The following is a 17,323-nucleotide window of genomic DNA, read 5'->3' as shown; positions in this document are numbered from 1 at the left end:
TTAACAAAAGAATAAAACTCCAAAATAAAAGCAATTAACTAGAATTTTATTTGGTGATCCCCTTCAAAAAGATAACTATCCTTTAGTGGTAGACTCAATGGATAGACGATCATACATCACGCATGCCTTCCCTCTTTATTTCGGGATTCATCGGTAAGCCCTATTTAACAATCGTACTCTACGGCTTTGGGAGTACGCTCGGCGCTATGGACAAGCGATAACCACATGTTGACCTTAAGGAGTTGTTCATGAACCCAATCACTGAGCACGGTTGCTTGTATTCAGCTGAAGATAAAACACTGACTGCAGCGTGCAAACGCTTACTACAACAACAAAGCTTCTCGACCCAAAATCAACTGCGAGAGAAACTCGTCGATATTGGCTATACCGGTATCAGCCAATCGACCGTATCTCGTATTTTGTCACAGCTTGGTGTTGTCAAAATTCAGAATGCTTGCGGTAAAAAGGTTTACTGCATCACGGTTGAAAGTGCACCGGTTCGTGTCGATGCATCCATCTCATCGCAAATCGAATTCATCACTCATAACCAAGCGATGGTCATCGTAAAAACTCATCCAGGTTGTGCTCAATTAGTCGCAAGATTAGTCGATATCGACCCACATACTGAGATTATCGGCACCGTTGGCGGTAATGATACCGTGCTTATTATTCCAAAAGATACGATGAATATTGATGCTTGCGAACAAGTAGTAAAAGCACGCTTGGGTGTAGCTTAAATGTCTCTTTTACAAAGGCAAGTCACTCAAGTTGAATTGCAGCTCCCCACTCGATTACCCAATAAAATCGCTATCCCGCCTTAGGGGATATTTGTTTGCCGATGAAACTAATAGCAAACTATTACGGTCTGATTGAGTTAAGATACCTTCAACTCCATTTTGATGACTAAATAGTATGCGACGACTTGCCACATTACTTTTTGTTTGTGTTTCCCTATTCACCCAGCCTGCGTGGGCGCTATTTGGGAACGACAACGCCGAGCCAAGCTTCGGAGGCAATAACAATGGTTTTGTCCCTGTAGACCAAGCTTTCCCTTTCAATTACTACCAGCAAGACGACAAAGTCCTTCTCGACTGGCAAGTAAAAGAGGGCTACTACCTCTATCAACATAGCCTCTCGTTCACCGGGCAAAATCTCGCTATCGGTAATGTTGAATTAGAAGATGGTAAGCCGCACCAAGATGAATTCTTCGGTGAGGTGAGCATTTATACTCAGCCGTTATTCGTGCAAGTTCCTCTGCAGAGTTACCAAGATGGCTCACAGCTGATCGTTAAGTATCAAGGCTGTGCGGACGCAGGGTTCTGCTACCCACCAGAGACTCGTATCATCGACATTGAACCTTTCACAGCAACAGGTTCTGCTAATTCGCAAGGTAGTGACTCACAAGCTTCATCTTCTGCTGGCAACGAAACCGATGTTTCTACGCAACCAACATCTCCGAAAGCAGACGTTGTAAGTAACACGACTCAACAGCCAAATGCCCCTGTTTCAAAAGAAGCAGGCTTAGCCGATAAGCTCGGTGACAGTTGGTGGACCCCTCTATTATTCTTAGCACTCGGTGTTGGTTTAGCCTTTACGCCGTGTGTGCTGCCTATGTATCCGATTCTAACGGGTATCGTTTTAGGTGGTGGCAAACTCAGCCAAGGTCGCGCGCTGATGCTGTCCTTTATTTACGTGCAAGGCATGGCGTTAACCTACACCTTATTAGGTTTAGTGGTTGCTTCAGCAGGCATGCAGTTCCAAGCCGCTATGCAGCACCCTTACGTGCTGATCGCGCTGAGTGTTCTGTTCGTGGCGTTGGCAATGTCGATGTTTGGCGTTTATAACCTGCAACTGCCAAACAGCATTCAAACTTGGCTCAACAATCAAAGCAATAAGCAGCAAGGTGGCAATACCTTGGGCGTATTCGCAATGGGTGCGATCTCTGGTTTAGTGTGTTCACCTTGTACCACGGCGCCATTGTCAGGCGCGCTGCTGTATGTGGCTCAGAGTGGCGACCTATTTACCGGTGCGATTGCTCTGTATGCATTAGCCATGGGTATGGGTATTCCGCTGATTTTAGTTGCGGTATTTGGTAATAAGCTATTGCCTAAAGCGGGCAGCTGGATGGACAAGGTGAAGATCGTATTCGGCTTTATCTTGCTGGCAGCACCTATCTTCCTGCTAGAGCGCATCATTCCTGAATTGTGGGCAACCGTGCTTTGGTCTGGCCTTGGCTTCATCGCCTTTGGTTGGCTGTACCATAGCAAGAATGCACTGCCATTCGGCGGCTGGAAGCAGAGTGCGGTAGGCATCATCGCGATGCTTGGCCTGTTCGCATCAGCTCAACCTGCGCTCAATTACTGGTTTGCAGAAAAGAGCGTGACGGTAGAACAACACATCCAATTTGCACGCATCAACACGGTTGAAGAACTAGAAATCCAGCTCATCGAAGCGAAGAAACTCGGTAAGCCTGTGATGCTCGACTTCTACGCCGATTGGTGTGTGGCGTGTAAAGAGTTCGAGAAGTACACCTTCCATCAAGCTGATGTGGAAAACAAGCTTTCTGACTTTGTACTGCTACAAGCCGATGTAACGAGAAACATGCCTCAAGACATTGAACTGCTTAAACAATTACAGGTACTTGGCTTACCGACGATTGAGTTCTGGGATGGCGAGGGTAACCATGTTCCAAATGCTCGTGTAACCGGTTTTATGCCTGCTGATGTATTCTTAAAACACATGCAAAACCACCAGCTATAACGGCAATATTCACTAAAATATAAGCCGAATCGAAAGCCGCACCGCCCCTCCGTAACGAGATGGCAGTGCGGCTTTTTTGCTATTCAGAGTAACGCTTTCTTATTCCGGGGATAAAAGTCGATATGGTTCAGACTTTTAATGCATAGATATTGTCCACATACTCAATCAGGATGATAATAAATATTAACTAAATTGTTAAAAGTATGAACGTCATGGACTCGACCTATACCATCATCATTGCTGATGACCACCCTCTCTTTCGCAACGCCCTGTTTCAGTCAGTTCATATGGCGATCAGTGGTGCGAACCTGCTTGAGACCGATTCTCTCGATGCCTTACTGACTCTGCTAAAGAAAGAAGGCGAGCCGGATCTATTACTGCTCGATCTGAAAATGCCGGGCGCCAATGGCATGTCAGGCTTAATTCAACTGCGCGCTGAATACCCAGATCTACCGATTGTGGTGGTTTCTGCCAGTGAAGATGCCAGCGTGGTCACTCAGGTGAAGAGCCACGGTGCGTTTGGCTTTATTCCTAAGTCGAGTGATATGCGTGAGTTGGTGAGTGCACTGAATCAAGTGCTGAATGGCGACCCGTTCTTCCCTGAAGGGCTTATCACCAATAATGCAGCGTGTAGCGACCTTGCAGAAAAGATTTCCACACTGACGCCTCAGCAATACAAGGTATTAGGGATGCTTTCTGACGGCTTGCTTAACAAGCAAATCGCGTATGAATTGAATGTTTCGGAAGCGACCATCAAAGCACATATGACGGCCATCTTCCGTAAACTGGATGTGAAAAATCGTACTCAAGCGGTTATCTTGCTACAAGAAGTCCACAATTAAGCTTCACTGATATCCTCTTCTAAAGTCGTCTTAGGTAAACATAAACCCAACCTGACGACTTTATGATCATCTATCTCTGCAACCACCCAAGTGATGTCATGCCACTCAAAGCTATCACCCAATACAGAGTGTGCGCCAAGCTCTTGAGCAACCAATTGTTTTAGCGTCATTTCTCGCTCTTCTTCCGAGCCAAGTTCAATACCATAACAATCACTCACTGCCGCAACTGATAGCTCAACATCCAAGAAGAAGTCACCAAAGAATCGTGCCGCCTCTTCTGCTAGAGGCGCCTCACTGAACAACGAACTTAAGCTGTCCAAATCTTTGTCTTGACCAAGCACACATAAGATATCGTTCGCCTCTAACACGGTGCTGCCTGATGGGTGAAGCATGGCATCTTGTCGAAACACTGCCGCAATGCGCGTCCCTTCTGGCATAGATAAGCGTTTAAGCGGCTCGCCGACACACCACTTCTCGTCTTTCAATTTGTAAACAAACATCTCCCACTCACTGGTCGGATAAATCTCCATACCGGTACGAGAAATCGGTGTTGGCGTCGGTGGTAAAGTCACTTGAGCGAGTCTTGCAACTTTCATCAAGCTACCGCCTTGAACAATCAGCGAAACCATAACCACGAAGAAGGCGATATTGAAATACAGCTGAGCATTGGGCAGGCCTGCCATCATCGGGAATACCGCTAAGATGATTGGTACTGCACCACGCAAACCTACCCAAGAAACAAACCAGCGTTCTTTGGTGGAAAAGCTTCTGAACGGCAGTAAACCCAACCAAACCGACAGCGGACGAGCAAACAAAATCATACCGAAGGCCAGTGCCAGCGCAGGCAGAGCAATGTCCATCAACGTTGATGGCGTCACCAATAAACCCAATACCAAGAACATCACGATCTGGCTTAGCCACGTCATGCCATCAAGAACATTAAGAATAGAGTGTCGAGAGCGCGTCGGACGATTACCAATGAACAAGCCCACTAGGTAAATCGATAAGATGCCGCTGCCGCCAAGCATGTTAGAGAACGCAAACAGCGCCACGCCCCCACTGAGTACCAGAATGGAATAAAGGCCATCAGCCAATTGTACTCGATTGATTAAGCTCCATAGAACCCAGCCGCCGCCAATACCAACAAGAGTACCGATACCAAACTGCATCGCAAAACTTTGCAGTAGGAAGTTCATTCCCATCTCAGCGTCAGGGTTACCTAACAGCGCAATTAAGGTCACCGTCAGGAAGACCGCCATTGGGTCGTTAGTGCCCGATTCGATCTCTAGGGTTGAGCCAACACGCTCATTGAGACTCTGTCCTTTCAGCAAAGAGAATACCGCTGCCGCATCGGTTGAACCAACAATCGCCCCAACCAAGATGCCCTGCATTAATGACAAGTCAAACAGCCAAGCCGCCATTAATCCGGTTAAGGTTGCTGTACATGCGACACCTATCGTCGCCAGCGAGAGCGAAGGCCAGAAAGCGACCTTGAAGCTCGCCACCTTGGTTCGCATACCGCCATCCAACAGAATCACGGCAAGCGCAAGGTTACTCACCAAGTAGGTCAGTGAGTAATCATCGAAATGAATATTACCGGGTCCATCTTCACCCGCTAACATACCAACGAATAAAAAGATCAAAAGAATCGGAACGCCCAATCGTGAGGACACTTGTGAGAAAAGCACACTGATGGCGATGAGCACCGCACCAGTTAAAAATAAGTGGTTGATAGTTATTGCGTCCAATTCGTTCCCCCAAAGAATAAAACTCAAGATATAAGCATGTTGATCTTCTGCCGTTTAGCAAGGCACGGTCGGTGAAAGTGCCGTTGTTACTATAACAAACTTATGTTTCGCTTCGTGTCATAAGCAGGGCTAAATACCGTTTCTCGGTCATTTAGTTGTTAAATTTTATGACTCGCAGTCTAATTCATCCCTTTTTGTTAGACCTTTGGCTAATTTAACAACATTGTAACATCACATTTTTCTATGGTTATGTCTCCTAGCTCCCATATTTCAGTACATTAGCGCTAATACCATCCCGACTAAAGTTGCACAGATCCCTTGACTTATCCTTGCTACATTCTAAATCGTAACATTACGTTAACACGCTATTTTACAAAACGGTTTCACAAAAACAGTTTCTACGAAAACGGAATAAAGGAGAAGGCAATGGCGTTCGAATCTACGGAACATGCTCAAGCCTACTGGAAGGAAAACTTGGGAATTATGGGAACACTGCTCGCGGTCTGGTTTGCGGTGTCTTACGGCGCTGGCATCTTATTTGTGGATGCCCTCAATACCGTTCAGTTTGGCGGGTTCAAGCTAGGATTTTGGTTCGCTCAGCAAGGTTCGATATACACCTTCGTGGCGCTGATATTTATTTACGTTGTCCGCATGAATGCGCTCGACAAAAAATACAACGTACAGGAAGACTAGAGGCTAGAACATGGATATTCAAACTTGGACGTTTATTCTCGTCGGTATTACTTTCGCGGTATATATCGGCATCGCAATCTGGGCTCGTGCAGGGTCTACTAGTGAGTTCTACGTTGCTGGCGGTGGTGTACACCCAGTAGCAAACGGCATGGCGACCGCCGCTGACTGGATGTCGGCAGCATCATTCATCTCAATGGCAGGTATCATCTCATTCGTTGGTTACGACGGTGCGGTTTACCTAATGGGTTGGACAGGTGGTTATGTACTACTTGCGCTATGTTTAGCACCTTACCTACGTAAGTTCGGTCAGTTTACGGTTCCTGATTTCATCGGTGAGCGTTACTACTCGAAAACGGCACGTATGGTAGCGGTATTCTGTGCAATCTTCGTATCGTTTACGTACGTTGCAGGCCAGATGCGTGGTGTGGGCGTTGTATTCTCTCGTTTCCTAGAAGTTGATATTAACCTAGGCATCATCATTGGTATGGGTATTGTGTTCTTCTACGCAGTACTAGGTGGCATGAAAGGCATCACTTATACGCAGGTAGCTCAATTCTGTGTCCTCATTTTCGCCTTCCTTGTTCCAGCAATCTTTACCTCAATCATGATGACAGGTAACCCACTTCCACAAGTTGGTATGGGCTCTACGCTATCAGGCACAGATGTTTACCTTCTTGATAAACTGGATGGACTGACCGAAGAACTCGGATTTACCGCCTATACCGAAGGTAACAAGAGCATGGTAGATGTATTCTTCATCTGTGCGGCTCTAATGGTCGGTACTGCGGGTCTTCCACACGTAATCATTCGTTTCTTCACGGTACCAAAAGTACGTGATGCTCGTATCTCAGCGGGTTGGGCACTACTGTTCATCTCATTGCTATACACAACAGCACCAGGCGTTGCAGCATTCGCTCGTGTAAACATGATCGAAACAATCAACGGCCCTGACATGCAAGGTGTCGCTGCAGCGGACGCACCAAGCTGGTACAAAAACTGGGAAAGCACTGGCCTAGTAGGTTGGGAAGATAAGAACGGCGATGGCAAAATGTTCTACTCGGGCGATGAGCGCAACGAGATGAAGATTAACCGTGACATCATCGTACTGGCTTCTCCAGAGCTAGCGAAACTACCAAACTGGGTTGTAGCACTGCTTGCAGCCGGTGGCCTAGCAGCCGCACTATCAACAGCCGCGGGTCTACTATTGGTCATCTCAACGTCGATTTCACATGACTTGTTGAAGAAAGGCTTCAGACCAAACATGACCGACAAGCAGGAGCTGTTAGCCGCTCGTCTGGCAGCCATGGTCGCGATTGTCGGTGCCGGTTACTTAGGTATTAACCCACCAGGCTTTGTAGCACAGGTAGTAGCGTTTGCCTTCGGCTTAGCCGCAGCATCCTTCTTCCCAGCGATTATCCTAGGTATCTTCTACAAGAAGATGAACAAGGAAGGCGCAATTGCAGGTATGTTGTCAGGTATTGCCTTCACAGCAAGCTACATCATCTACTTCAAGTTCATTAACCCAGCAGCAAGCACACCTGAAAACTGGTGGTTTGGTATCAGCCCAGAAGGCATCGGTACGCTAGGTATGTGTCTAAACTTCGTAGTATCGATTGCTGTAAACAAAGTAACTGCTGAAGTACCACAAGATGTACAAGATATGGTTGAGAACATCCGTTACCCGAAAGGTGCAGGTGAAGCTCACGACCACTAAGCACGACCATTAAACAAAGATGTTTAGCAAAAAATGAATCAGTACTTACATTGTAGGGATTAGGTACTGACTCCAGAAAGCCGATACTTCGTGTATCGGCTTTTTCTTTTTCTGCTCACTTTATAAAAAGATAAACAAAGGGTTGTTTTTAAAATTTTATTTGATAATAATTATCATTAACATCCAATAAAGAGATGCAGATGATGATGAAAGAGCAGCAGGTTCTCTATTCGAGATTTTACAAAGCACAGGATCGCTTTGCTTCATTAGAACAAGTTCAAGGCCATGAGCCGTTTGTAATTCGAGAGTATATCGAGTGTGCACTGACGCTTTCGGCTTACTATGAAAAGCATGCCGCTCAAGAAAACATCTTGTTGTGCGAGCTGTATCTACGCCAAGTTTTCTTTCATTTGATTGAAGCGATTGAGTCTCCTCAGCGCAGTTTCGCCTTTCGTCATATCTGCCTAGACTCTATTCACTCACCACTATTTTATCTAAAACGCCATTACTGCCAGCAGCCTCAAGGCCAAGCGCGTTTTTTGAATCTCAGCCAAACACTACAACAAGTCCAAGCCCCACTTGGCTAACAAGGATAGAAGATGACCCTACAATATCGAATTGAGAAAGACAGCATGGGCGAAGTGAAAGTCCCTACTGATGCGCTATACCAAGCACAAACTCAACGTGCTGCAGATAACTTTGCTTTTAGTTCACACAAGATGCCCACCAGCTTCATTCAAGCATTGGCATTCATTAAACAGGCCGCCGCAGACACCAACGCTCAGTTGGGTTTATTGGAAGGTGATATTGCCAATGCGATTGCCGAAGCGAGCCAAGAGATCATCGATGGTAAATACCTCGATCAATTCCCGATCGATGTTTACCAAACTGGCTCTGGTACTAGCTCCAACATGAATGCCAACGAAGTGATTGCAACACTCGCTTCAAGAAGTTTGCAAGGGGACGTGAATCCGAATGATCACGTCAATATGGGCCAAAGCAGCAACGATGTGGTACCAACCGCAATTCAAGTCAGTGTCGCCCTTATGGCTGAAAACAAACTGCTACCGGCATTAACTCACCTTTCAGAAGCACTTACCGTTAAACAGCAAGAGCTGGCTGAGGTAGTAAAAACAGGCCGTACTCACCTAATGGATGCGATGCCAATGACCTTTGCTCAAGAACTTGGTGGTTGGAAGTTCCAGATTGAACACGCTAAGCAAGCCATTGAAAGCACCCTGCCCGCTATTAAAGCACTTGCTCAAGGTGGAACGGCGGTAGGAACGGGGATCAATGCCGACCCACGCTTTGCCGATAAGTTTGCAAGTAACTTGTCTCAATCGACAAAGGTCAGCTTTAACGCGAGTGAGAACTTCTTTTTTAATCTCAGCAGCCAAGACGCGATCGTTGCATTCTCGGGTCAGCTCAAAACGGCAGCCGTTGCGATCATGAAGATCTCAAACGATCTTCGTTGGATGAACTCTGGCCCATTGGCAGGCTTAGGTGAAATTGAATTGCAAGCACTACAGCCAGGTTCTTCTATCATGCCAGGCAAAGTAAACCCTGTGATTCCAGAAGCCGCAGCTATGGCGGCAGCACAAGTAATTGGTAACGACACCACCATTACTGTCGCAGGCCAATCTGGTAACTTCCAGCTAAACGTGATGCTGCCAGTGATTGCTCATAACGTATTAGAAAGTATAGAGCTTTTAGCTAACAGCTCTGTCGCTTTAGCGGACAAAGCCATCGCGACCTTCACGGTACGCCAAGACAATCTCGATTTGGCACTGTCAAAGAACCCAATCCTAGTGACCGCACTTAACCCTGTGATTGGCTACTTGAAGGCAGCTGATATTGCAAAGAAGGCCTACAAAGAAGGCTTACCGATTCTTGACGTTGCAGAAAGAGAAACCGATCTCAGCCGAGAAGAACTCAGCAAGCTTCTTGACCCAACCGCTCTCACTCAAGGTGGTATCGCAGGTTAAAATCAGTAACTCATAACAAGTCTATCGGATCAAAAAAGGCCTCATCTGAGGCCTTTTTAGTCGCTAGTAGTTAATTGAAAATAGTTAATTAAATTAACTCACACGATTCAATACCGCTCTGAGTTTTAGTGGCTTCACTGGCTTAGCAATAAAGCTAAAGCTGTTGGCCTTTATCGCTGCCAACATGTCATCGGTTCTATCGGCACTAATGATGACCCCTTCAAAAGAGTCTCCAAGGCGCAAGCGACACTGTTGTAAGACTTCAAGCCCGGTTCGACCATTGTCGAGACGATAATCCGAGAAAATTACATCCGGCTGCCAGCCATCGTCGAGACACTTCAAGCTTTCGACCAGATCAACCGCCGTCTTAACCTCACAGCCCCAACGTCCAATCAAGTTTTCCATACCGACTAAAATTTCTCGTTCATTATCGACACACAATATCTTGAGATGTTCGATGTCGCTGGTCGCCATTGGCGTCGAAGCTTGCACAACCGGAGCCACTTTTTCCGCTCGAGCCAAGGTGATGGAAAAGACACTGCCTTGGCCCGGCCATGAGCGCATCGAAATTTGATGGCCAAGCACATGAGCAATACCTTTCGAAATAGCCAGCCCTAACCCCAATCCTTGATCGGCTCGTACTTGGCTACCACGAGTAAACTCCTCAAAGATCTCTTGTTGCTTGTCTTCATCGATACCGGTTCCGTTATCCCACACATCGATTCGTACCTGACCGTTCACTCGCCTTGCACCGAGTATCACTTTCCCTTCAGGGTTATAGCGGAAAGCATTGGTCAAAAAGTTCTGAATCACACGCCTTAATAACTTAGGATCTGAGTGAATGAACAATGACGATGGGATCATCTGAAACTCAATTTTTTGTTGTCTCGCTAACGCGCTAAATTCCGCGTTCAAGTTGGTTAGCACATCGTGCACGGCAATCGCGTGAATGTTGGTTTCTAATTTCCCTGACTCCAAGCGAGAGATATCCAACAAGTCGCCAATCAGATCTTCTGCGGCCCCTAACGCACTCTCGATATGAGATGACAACTGCTTCACCTCTTGCTCTTTTGCCACCTCAGAAAGTGACGAAGCAAACAAGCGCGCAGCATTGAGCGGCTGCATTAAATCGTGGCTTACCGCGGCTAGAAAACGACTCTTGGATTGTGATTCTTGATCCGAAATCTGAGTTGCTTTTACCAAGCGATGGTTCAGTTTTTCGAGCTCTTGAGTTCGCTCATGTACTCTCGACTCCAAGCTTTCATTAGCATCTTTTAGCGCTTGCTCTGCTTGCCTAAATACCGTGATATCGGTAAAGCTCATTACAAAGCCACCACTTGGCATCGGGTTACCTTGCACCTCAATCACTCGACCATCAGGACGAATACGAGAAGAGGTGTGTCTAGTGCCTTGTTCAAGGTGATAAACACGGCGGCGAACGTGATCTTCTGGGTCACCCGGACCACACAAACCTTGCTCGGCATTGTGACGAATCACATCTGAAATGGGTCGTCCAACCTGAATCAAACCCGCAGGAAATTCAAACAGTTCTAAGTAACGTTGGTTCCACGCCACCAGCCTCATTTGCTTATCGATCACTGCGATGCCTTGACCAATGTGTTCAATCGCACCTTGTAGTAAACCGCGACTGAAGTCGTACAGCTCCGAGGCTTCATCAACGATGGTCGCGACTTCTTCAAGCTGCATGTTTCTTCCCTGCAAAGCAGAAGTAAGTACTAACTTAGCAGATGAAGCACCGAATACACCGGCGAGCACGCGCTCTGCGTGTCGAATCAGACTCGCAGGCGCTTGTTGATTAGGAAGCAGCGGCTGCCCGTGTTGTTGCCAATAGCTGTGTAAAGCACTTTTCGCACGCTTACGGCCCACAAAACGCGACGCCAGCATCTCTAATTCAGCGACCGTCACTCGGTTCTGGTAAAGGCTGATATTCTCGTTTTCAGGCAGCGGCGTGCCAACAAATGCTGCTGATTGTAAGCGCTCACTTAGGCTTGGGCGAGTCGTCATCGAAACCACGGCATAGCACAAGGTATTAAGTACAATACTCAGCACAATGCCCCAGTTTGAACTGCTGATATTCCAGCTACTGAGCAGTTCTGGCGGCGTGATAATCCACAGTAAAAGGTTACTTTCACTGTCGCCAGCCAACATGCTGGTTTGGCTCATCAAGGTAATCAGCCAAATCAACGAGCCCACCATTAAGCCGACATACACGCCCTTGCGGTTACCCGGGCGCCAGTACAAACCACCAATAAGTGCTGGCGCGAATTGAGCAATCGCAGCAAAGGAAAGAAAGCCAATCGCTGACAGTGAATGGATGGTATCGAGCGCCTGATAAAACAGCCAAGCACCCAGTAACAGCAGTAAAATTAGCCCGCGGCGAATCACCAATAGCAGGCCAGAAAAGTGTCGATGGGTTCTTTGAGTTAGGCGCATACGGCGCAGTAACAATGGCATCACTAAATCATTCGACACCATGATCGCCAAGGCGATGGTCGACACTATCACCATGCCACTTGCCGCAGACGTACCACCAAGGAAAGCCAGCAAGGCAATGTGATTAGCGCCTTCTGACATTGGCACACTGATCACATAGGTATCCGCTGGCATACCAGTAAGTAGTCCTTGTCCTGCCCAAGCAATTGGCAGCACGAACAGTCCCATCAAAATCAGGTAAAGCGGAAACAACCAACGAGCGGTATGCAGGTCTTGAGGACGTTCGTTCTCTACCACCATGGTATGGAACTGGCGTGGCAGACAGACAATCGCCAACATGGTCAAAACGGTATGAATAATTAAGGTCGGAATATTGGGTGATTCGTAGGTGGAAGCCGCCACATCAAGCAAGTCGATCTTGTCGCTGCTCATCGCCAGATACATGATGAATAGGCCAACGATCAGGAATGCCGCGAGCTTAACGATGGATTCAAACGCCACCGCCATCATCATGCCACGGTGATGCTCTGTGTTATCAATGTGTCTTGTACCAAACAGCATGGTGAAAATAGCCAAAGCACCGACCACAAACCAAGACACATGATAGTCCTGATAACCGAAGTCAGCCGCTAGGTTGGGTGCAACAATATCCAACCCCATGGTAATACCACGCAGTTGCAGAGCAATATAAGGAAGGATACCAACCACGGCGATAACCGTCACCGCCACCGCTAAGCCCTGAGATTTTCCATAACGAGCCGCGATAAAGTCGGCAATGGAGGTGATATGTTCCCGCTTCGCAATCAGGATCAGCCGCGCCAAGATCCGCCAGCCTAGTGTAAAGACTAGAATCGGGGCGAGGTAAATGGGTAAAAAAGACCAAGGGTTGTTACTCGCCTGCCCGACCGTTCCATAGAAGGTCCAAGAGGTACAATACACGGCAATCGAAAGGCTATAGATCCACGGGCGCCAACGCGATAGCCAACGAACCTGCCTGTCTCCATACCAAGCGATCAGAAATAACACGCCCAAGTAGGCTAAAGAGACTGGAATTACTATCCATCCTTGCATTGAAAACCCTTTTTTCATCCATAAAAAAACCTCTCCATAAGGGAGAGGTTTCATTTAACTAAGGATGGGTGATTAACTCAATCGCATCGCTTAAATTCTGTGCTTTAGACTCTAATTATCAGCATTTGCTGTGAGATTCTGACTGTTCCGAATCTGATTGATTAATCTCAACCACTGAACTTCTTTCATCCAACTTAATGAACAGAGCAAGTGCACCCATTGCAGCCATGCCCCAGAAGATATTTGCGCCCCAAAGCTCATAACCCCAACCACTTAAGGTGGTCATCAGTGCAATAAAGGCACCTAATGGAATCGCGTTATACAGGGCTTGTAGCGCAACCATCTTGTTTTGTTCTTCAGATTGGATGTATTGAATCGCGGCGATGTGTGCCATGGCAAATGTCACACCGTGCAGCAACTGCACCATCACCAGTGCAAAAATCGCCGTGGTTGATGCGGTAATACCCCAACGCGCCATCACCCCAATAGCCGCGACGACAAACAAAGTACGCAGTGACCAGCCTGAGAATAATCGCTTACTCAGAGCAAATACGGCCACTTCAGCAACAACACCTAAACTCCACAAATAACCGATGATAGCTTCTGAGTGACCCGCTTCTTTCCAATAAATCGCACTAAAACTGTAGTAAGCCGCATGACTACCTTGCAGCAGCGCCATCAAGGCTAAAAACTTTACCACTGACGACTCACGCAGCAGTTCACCTAGTTTTGGTCGCGCCGCTTGTTGCTCAGATTGTGTTACTGGCATCACATTGGGGTTTCTCATCGCAAGAATCAATGACAGCAACACACCGGCAAGCGCAGTATACAAAATCATGTCAGTGCCGAATTGTGCCACCAAATAGCCAACAACCGTTGAACCTGCGATAAAGGCAATTGATCCCCAAAGACGAGTTCGGCCGTAGTCGAGCATTTTCAAACGACTGTAATGGTTAGCCATCGCATCAGAAAGAGGAATGATCGGCCCACAACAGAGGTTAAACAGTACCGTTGCCAACAACATCAGTATAAAGCTGCCACCGGTGAAGAAGTGGAAACCGACAAACAGCAGCGCAGCGAAACTCAAACAGCGTAGCGCTGGCATCAAGTGTTCCACTTTATGGATACGCGGCGTAATCACTAAGTTGGCCACACAACGAGTCGCAAAGCCGATACCAATCAATACGCCAATATCACCAGCAGACACGCCTTGGTCTTCAAACCACAACGCCCAAAATGGCAAATACACGCCATACGCAAAAAAGAAACCAAGAAAATACTGAGAGATCCAGCCATAGGGTGAAGGGCTAAACATAAATGACCTATAAAGTGTGCGGAAAAAGGCAGCACCAATTATGCCTATCTTGCATACGATGAAAAAGGGAATTATTACTGGGATAGTATTCCCATATTCAATGGGTCTGGATATCGCATTTCAACAAGAGATTTCACGCTCATCAATACTCATACTCGCATTTAGACTAAAGTCGTCTGGAGCTTCGCTGGTATTTTGTCAGACTGATTAAAGACTCCCATTTCTTCTTGTGATGCTTATGCCTGACAAATTTAATATGCAGCACCCGCCCTTCGATAGCCTGTCCGACGCCGAACAGTTGAAGCTTCGCTCTTCATTAGACGTGGTGTATTACCGCTCTCAAGAAGTGATACTGGAAGCTGAAAGGCCGAGCCGACACCTGCATATTTTGATCAAAGGAGCTGTTGAAGAGCGCGCGAGCAGTGATGGTGAGATTTACGCACACTATGCCAATGACGATATTTTTGATGTCCGCAGCCAGTTTGAACCCCACACCAAACACCAATATATCGCACTCGAAGATACATTAAGTTATCTGCTGCCCACCGATATTTTTCTTGAGCTTTACCACGCCAATGGCCAATTCGCTGCCTACTTTGATAGCAACCTATCAACACGAAAAGCTTTGATAGAAGCCGCCCAGCAGCAACAGAATCTTGCCGAGTTTATATTAACCAAAGTGGATGACTCTATCTATCACCCACCACTGATACTTGAACCAAACCAACCGATCAACCAAGTCACTCAAACCCTTAAAGAACAAGGGTTAGACTCGGCCCTAGTCCATTTGGAACATGATGATCCAAAAGCTTTTGGATCATCATGTTCCTTGCCGTATGGAATCGTCACTCGAACCAATTTATTGCATGCTGTGATGCTCGATAATTTCACACTGGATGCGCCTGTCGGTGAGATCGCAACGTTTCCGGTGATGCACGTGAACCAAGGCGATTTCTTATTTAACGCCATGATTACCATGACCAGAAATCGAGTAAAAAGGTTGATGGTTTGTGATGGTAAAAATGCGGTCGGCATGGTGGATATGACACAGATTCTCAGTGCATTCTCCACACACTCCCACGTTCTTACTTTGCGTATTGCGCGCGCCACCAGCGTTGAAGAATTGGCAATGGCATCCAACAAACAACGTCAACTGGTCGAGAGCTTGCTCAGTAATGGGATTCGCACACGCTTTATCATGGAGCTGATTTCTGCGGTCAACGAACAGATCATAGAGAAGGCTTTTGAGTTGGTGATCCCACCTGCACTGCATAATCATTGCTGCCTAATCGTGCTGGGTTCTGAGGGGCGTGGAGAGCAAATTCTCAAAACCGATCAAGACAACGCTCTGATTATTCAAGATGGTTTGGAATGGCATCAATGCCAAAGTGCCATGAACGACCTCACCCATACCCTTCAACAATTGGGTTACCCACTGTGCCCGGGCAACGTAATGGTCAACAATCCGAAATGGGTGCATTCAGAACAAGAGTGGAAACAAACCCTCACCCATTGGGTAAAAAAAGCCACGCCAGACACCGTGATGGATATCGCGATCATGGCAGATGCACACGCAGTAGCGGGGAATAGAGAGTTATTAAAACCTGTAAAGCAGCACCTCAGTGATTTAATGCTCGGACAAGAATTGATTCTGACGGAGTTCTGCCGCCCGGCGCTGAACTTCTCAGTTCCCCTGACCCTGTTTGGTAATGTGAAGCAATCTAAGTCCGGACTCGATATCAAACAAGGCGGTATTTTCCCTATCGTGCATGGTGTGAGAGCGCTTTGCCTAGAACATGGTGTCACGGTCAACAACACCTTCGAACGCATTGAGCAGCTGGTCAGCAAGAAAGTATTAGAGCAAAGTACTGCCGATAATCTCAGTGAAGCACTCAAGCAATTCTTTAAGTGGCGCTTAGCCCAAAGGCTTTCTCAGCAGCACAGCAGCAACAAGATTAACGTCAAACTGATGGAACGAGCAGACAGGGATCTGCTTCGTCATAGCCTGCACGTGGTGAAGAAATTCAAGCAATGGCTCGGCTACCACTATCAGATACGGGATTAGGCATTGAACGATGAATAGGTTGGTTCGCTATTACTGGCATCACAAGCTCAAAGGCTCCCTCTATCAGCCTCTGTTTACTGCGCCTATTGATCATGAATATGTATCGCTCGATTGTGAAACCACCAGCCTAGATCCCAATCAGGCAGAATTAGTTACCATTGCCGCGACCAAGATCATCGGTAACCGAATCATTACCAGCCAACCTTTTGAAGTCCGGTTGCGCGCCCCCCAATCGCTCGATTGCAATTCAATAAAAATCCACCGTATCCGTCATCAAGATCTAAAGCACGGCATCGAAGAAAAACAGGCTTTAATCGAGCTACTGAACTTCATTGGAAATCGTCCTTTAGTCGGCTATCACATCCGCTATGATAAAAAAATTCTCGACCGCGCCTGTTTAAAACAGCTTGGATTTCCACTGCCTAACCGATTAGTCGAAGTGAGCCAACTCTATCAAGACAAACTCGAAAGACAGCTGCCCAATGCCTATTTTGATCTCAGTATGGACGCCATCTGTCGCCAACTCGATTTACCTATCCCGGTCAATAAACATGATGCATTACAAGACGCTATCTCCGCTGCGCTGATCTTTGTGCGCCTGAAACATGGTGACCTTCCCCGTTTCAACTCTTCTTATTCTTAATTCAACCACTGGCGCTTCACATAGAGAGCAACA

Annotated in this window: 12 protein-coding genes; 9 read left to right on the top strand and 3 right to left on the bottom strand. The window is 47.0% G+C overall.

The genetic code is table 11. The features are described from left to right. Window positions 1-248: 248 nt before the first annotated feature. From AB4138_RS03010 to AB4138_RS03000, 3 genes are all read left to right on the top strand, one after another. Window positions 249-737, top strand: coding sequence for an arginine repressor (locus AB4138_RS03010; RefSeq protein ID WP_017063664.1), 489 nt, complete (start codon window positions 249-251; stop codon window positions 735-737). 175 nt (window positions 738-912) lie between these two features. Next, a complete protein-coding gene (locus AB4138_RS03005; RefSeq protein WP_372125073.1) occupies window positions 913-2,760 on the top strand; it encodes a protein-disulfide reductase DsbD in 1,848 nt (615 codons plus the stop codon). Window positions 2,761-2,972: 212 nt separating this feature from the next. Then, window positions 2,973-3,602 (top strand): response regulator, encoded by a 630-nt coding sequence (locus AB4138_RS03000; RefSeq protein WP_372304952.1) that lies wholly within the window; start codon window positions 2,973-2,975, stop codon window positions 3,600-3,602. On the opposite strand, the gene AB4138_RS02995 is transcribed toward AB4138_RS03000, so the two are convergent. After that, window positions 3,599-5,350 (bottom strand): potassium/proton antiporter, encoded by a 1,752-nt coding sequence (locus tag AB4138_RS02995; protein ID WP_136979831.1) that lies wholly within the window; start codon window positions 5,348-5,350, stop codon window positions 3,599-3,601. The genes AB4138_RS03000 and AB4138_RS02995 overlap by 4 nt on opposite strands. 426 nt (window positions 5,351-5,776) lie before the next feature. Here AB4138_RS02995 and AB4138_RS02990 point away from each other — a divergent pair, with 426 nt between their 5' ends. The 4 genes from AB4138_RS02990 to AB4138_RS02975 all read left to right on the top strand — a co-directional run bounded on the left by AB4138_RS02990 (window position 5,777) and on the right by AB4138_RS02975 (window position 9,742). Then, on the top strand, window positions 5,777-6,043 hold the full coding sequence (locus AB4138_RS02990) for a DUF4212 domain-containing protein (RefSeq protein WP_010435433.1): 267 nt from the start codon (window positions 5,777-5,779) through the stop codon (window positions 6,041-6,043). A 10-nt stretch (window positions 6,044-6,053) separates the two neighbouring features. Further along, complete coding sequence (locus AB4138_RS02985) at window positions 6,054-7,757, top strand: sodium:solute symporter family protein (protein WP_017062715.1); 1,704 nt, start codon at window positions 6,054-6,056, stop codon at window positions 7,755-7,757. A gap of 200 nt (window positions 7,758-7,957) precedes the next feature. Then, the gene (locus tag AB4138_RS02980) at window positions 7,958-8,344 is read left to right on the top strand and encodes a hypothetical protein (RefSeq protein WP_017062714.1); all 387 of its coding nucleotides are present in this window, start codon (window positions 7,958-7,960) and stop codon (window positions 8,342-8,344) included. A gap of 12 nt (window positions 8,345-8,356) precedes the next feature. After that, entirely contained in the window at window positions 8,357-9,742 is a 1,386-nt protein-coding gene (locus AB4138_RS02975; protein WP_372304949.1) for a class II fumarate hydratase, read from the top strand. A 93-nt stretch (window positions 9,743-9,835) separates the two neighbouring features. On the opposite strand, the gene AB4138_RS02970 is transcribed toward AB4138_RS02975, so the two are convergent. Beyond that, on the bottom strand, window positions 9,836-13,267 hold the full coding sequence (locus AB4138_RS02970) for a PAS-domain containing protein (protein WP_372304946.1): 3,432 nt from the start codon (window positions 13,265-13,267) through the stop codon (window positions 9,836-9,838). A 118-nt stretch (window positions 13,268-13,385) separates the two neighbouring features. Next, window positions 13,386-14,582 (bottom strand): 3-phenylpropionate MFS transporter, encoded by a 1,197-nt coding sequence (locus AB4138_RS02965; RefSeq protein WP_017062710.1) that lies wholly within the window; start codon window positions 14,580-14,582, stop codon window positions 13,386-13,388. Window positions 14,583-14,814: 232 nt separating this feature from the next. Between AB4138_RS02965 and AB4138_RS02960 the strand changes: the two genes are divergently transcribed. Together AB4138_RS02960 and AB4138_RS02955 are read left to right on the top strand one after the other, a co-directional pair. Next, window positions 14,815-16,647, top strand: coding sequence for a DUF294 nucleotidyltransferase-like domain-containing protein (locus AB4138_RS02960; protein ID WP_371713378.1), 1,833 nt, complete (start codon window positions 14,815-14,817; stop codon window positions 16,645-16,647). A gap of 10 nt (window positions 16,648-16,657) precedes the next feature. Continuing rightward, window positions 16,658-17,290, top strand: coding sequence for a 3'-5' exonuclease (locus AB4138_RS02955; protein WP_017062708.1), 633 nt, complete (start codon window positions 16,658-16,660; stop codon window positions 17,288-17,290). The last annotated feature ends 33 nt before the right edge of the window (window positions 17,291-17,323 follow it).

Origin of the sequence: Vibrio sp. 10N.286.52.C3, from assembly GCF_041468865.1 — a bacterium.
Lineage (GTDB): Bacteria > Pseudomonadota > Gammaproteobacteria > Enterobacterales > Vibrionaceae > Vibrio > Vibrio crassostreae_C.
This window is presented reverse-complemented; position numbering and strand designations above follow the sequence as displayed.

Bases quoted from the DNA above. Each gene is read 5' to 3' on its own strand.
- AB4138_RS03010 (WP_017063664.1), top strand. From the start codon at position 249: ATGAACCCAATCACTGAGCACGGTTGCTTGTATTCAGCTGAAGATAAA.
- AB4138_RS03005 (WP_372125073.1), top strand. From the start codon at position 913: ATGCGACGACTTGCCACATTACTTTTTGTTTGTGTTTCCCTATTCACC.
- AB4138_RS03000 (WP_372304952.1), top strand. From the start codon at position 2,973: ATGGACTCGACCTATACCATCATCATTGCTGATGACCACCCTCTCTTT.
- AB4138_RS02990 (WP_010435433.1), top strand. From the start codon at position 5,777: ATGGCGTTCGAATCTACGGAACATGCTCAAGCCTACTGGAAGGAAAAC.
- AB4138_RS02985 (WP_017062715.1), top strand. From the start codon at position 6,054: ATGGATATTCAAACTTGGACGTTTATTCTCGTCGGTATTACTTTCGCG.
- AB4138_RS02980 (WP_017062714.1), top strand. From the start codon at position 7,958: ATGATGATGAAAGAGCAGCAGGTTCTCTATTCGAGATTTTACAAAGCA.
- AB4138_RS02975 (WP_372304949.1), top strand. From the start codon at position 8,357: ATGACCCTACAATATCGAATTGAGAAAGACAGCATGGGCGAAGTGAAA.
- AB4138_RS02970 (WP_372304946.1), bottom strand. From the start codon at position 13,267: ATGCAAGGATGGATAGTAATTCCAGTCTCTTTAGCCTACTTGGGCGTG.
- AB4138_RS02965 (WP_017062710.1), bottom strand. From the start codon at position 14,582: ATGTTTAGCCCTTCACCCTATGGCTGGATCTCTCAGTATTTTCTTGGT.
- AB4138_RS02960 (WP_371713378.1), top strand. From the start codon at position 14,815: ATGCTTATGCCTGACAAATTTAATATGCAGCACCCGCCCTTCGATAGC.
- AB4138_RS02955 (WP_017062708.1), top strand. From the start codon at position 16,658: ATGAATAGGTTGGTTCGCTATTACTGGCATCACAAGCTCAAAGGCTCC.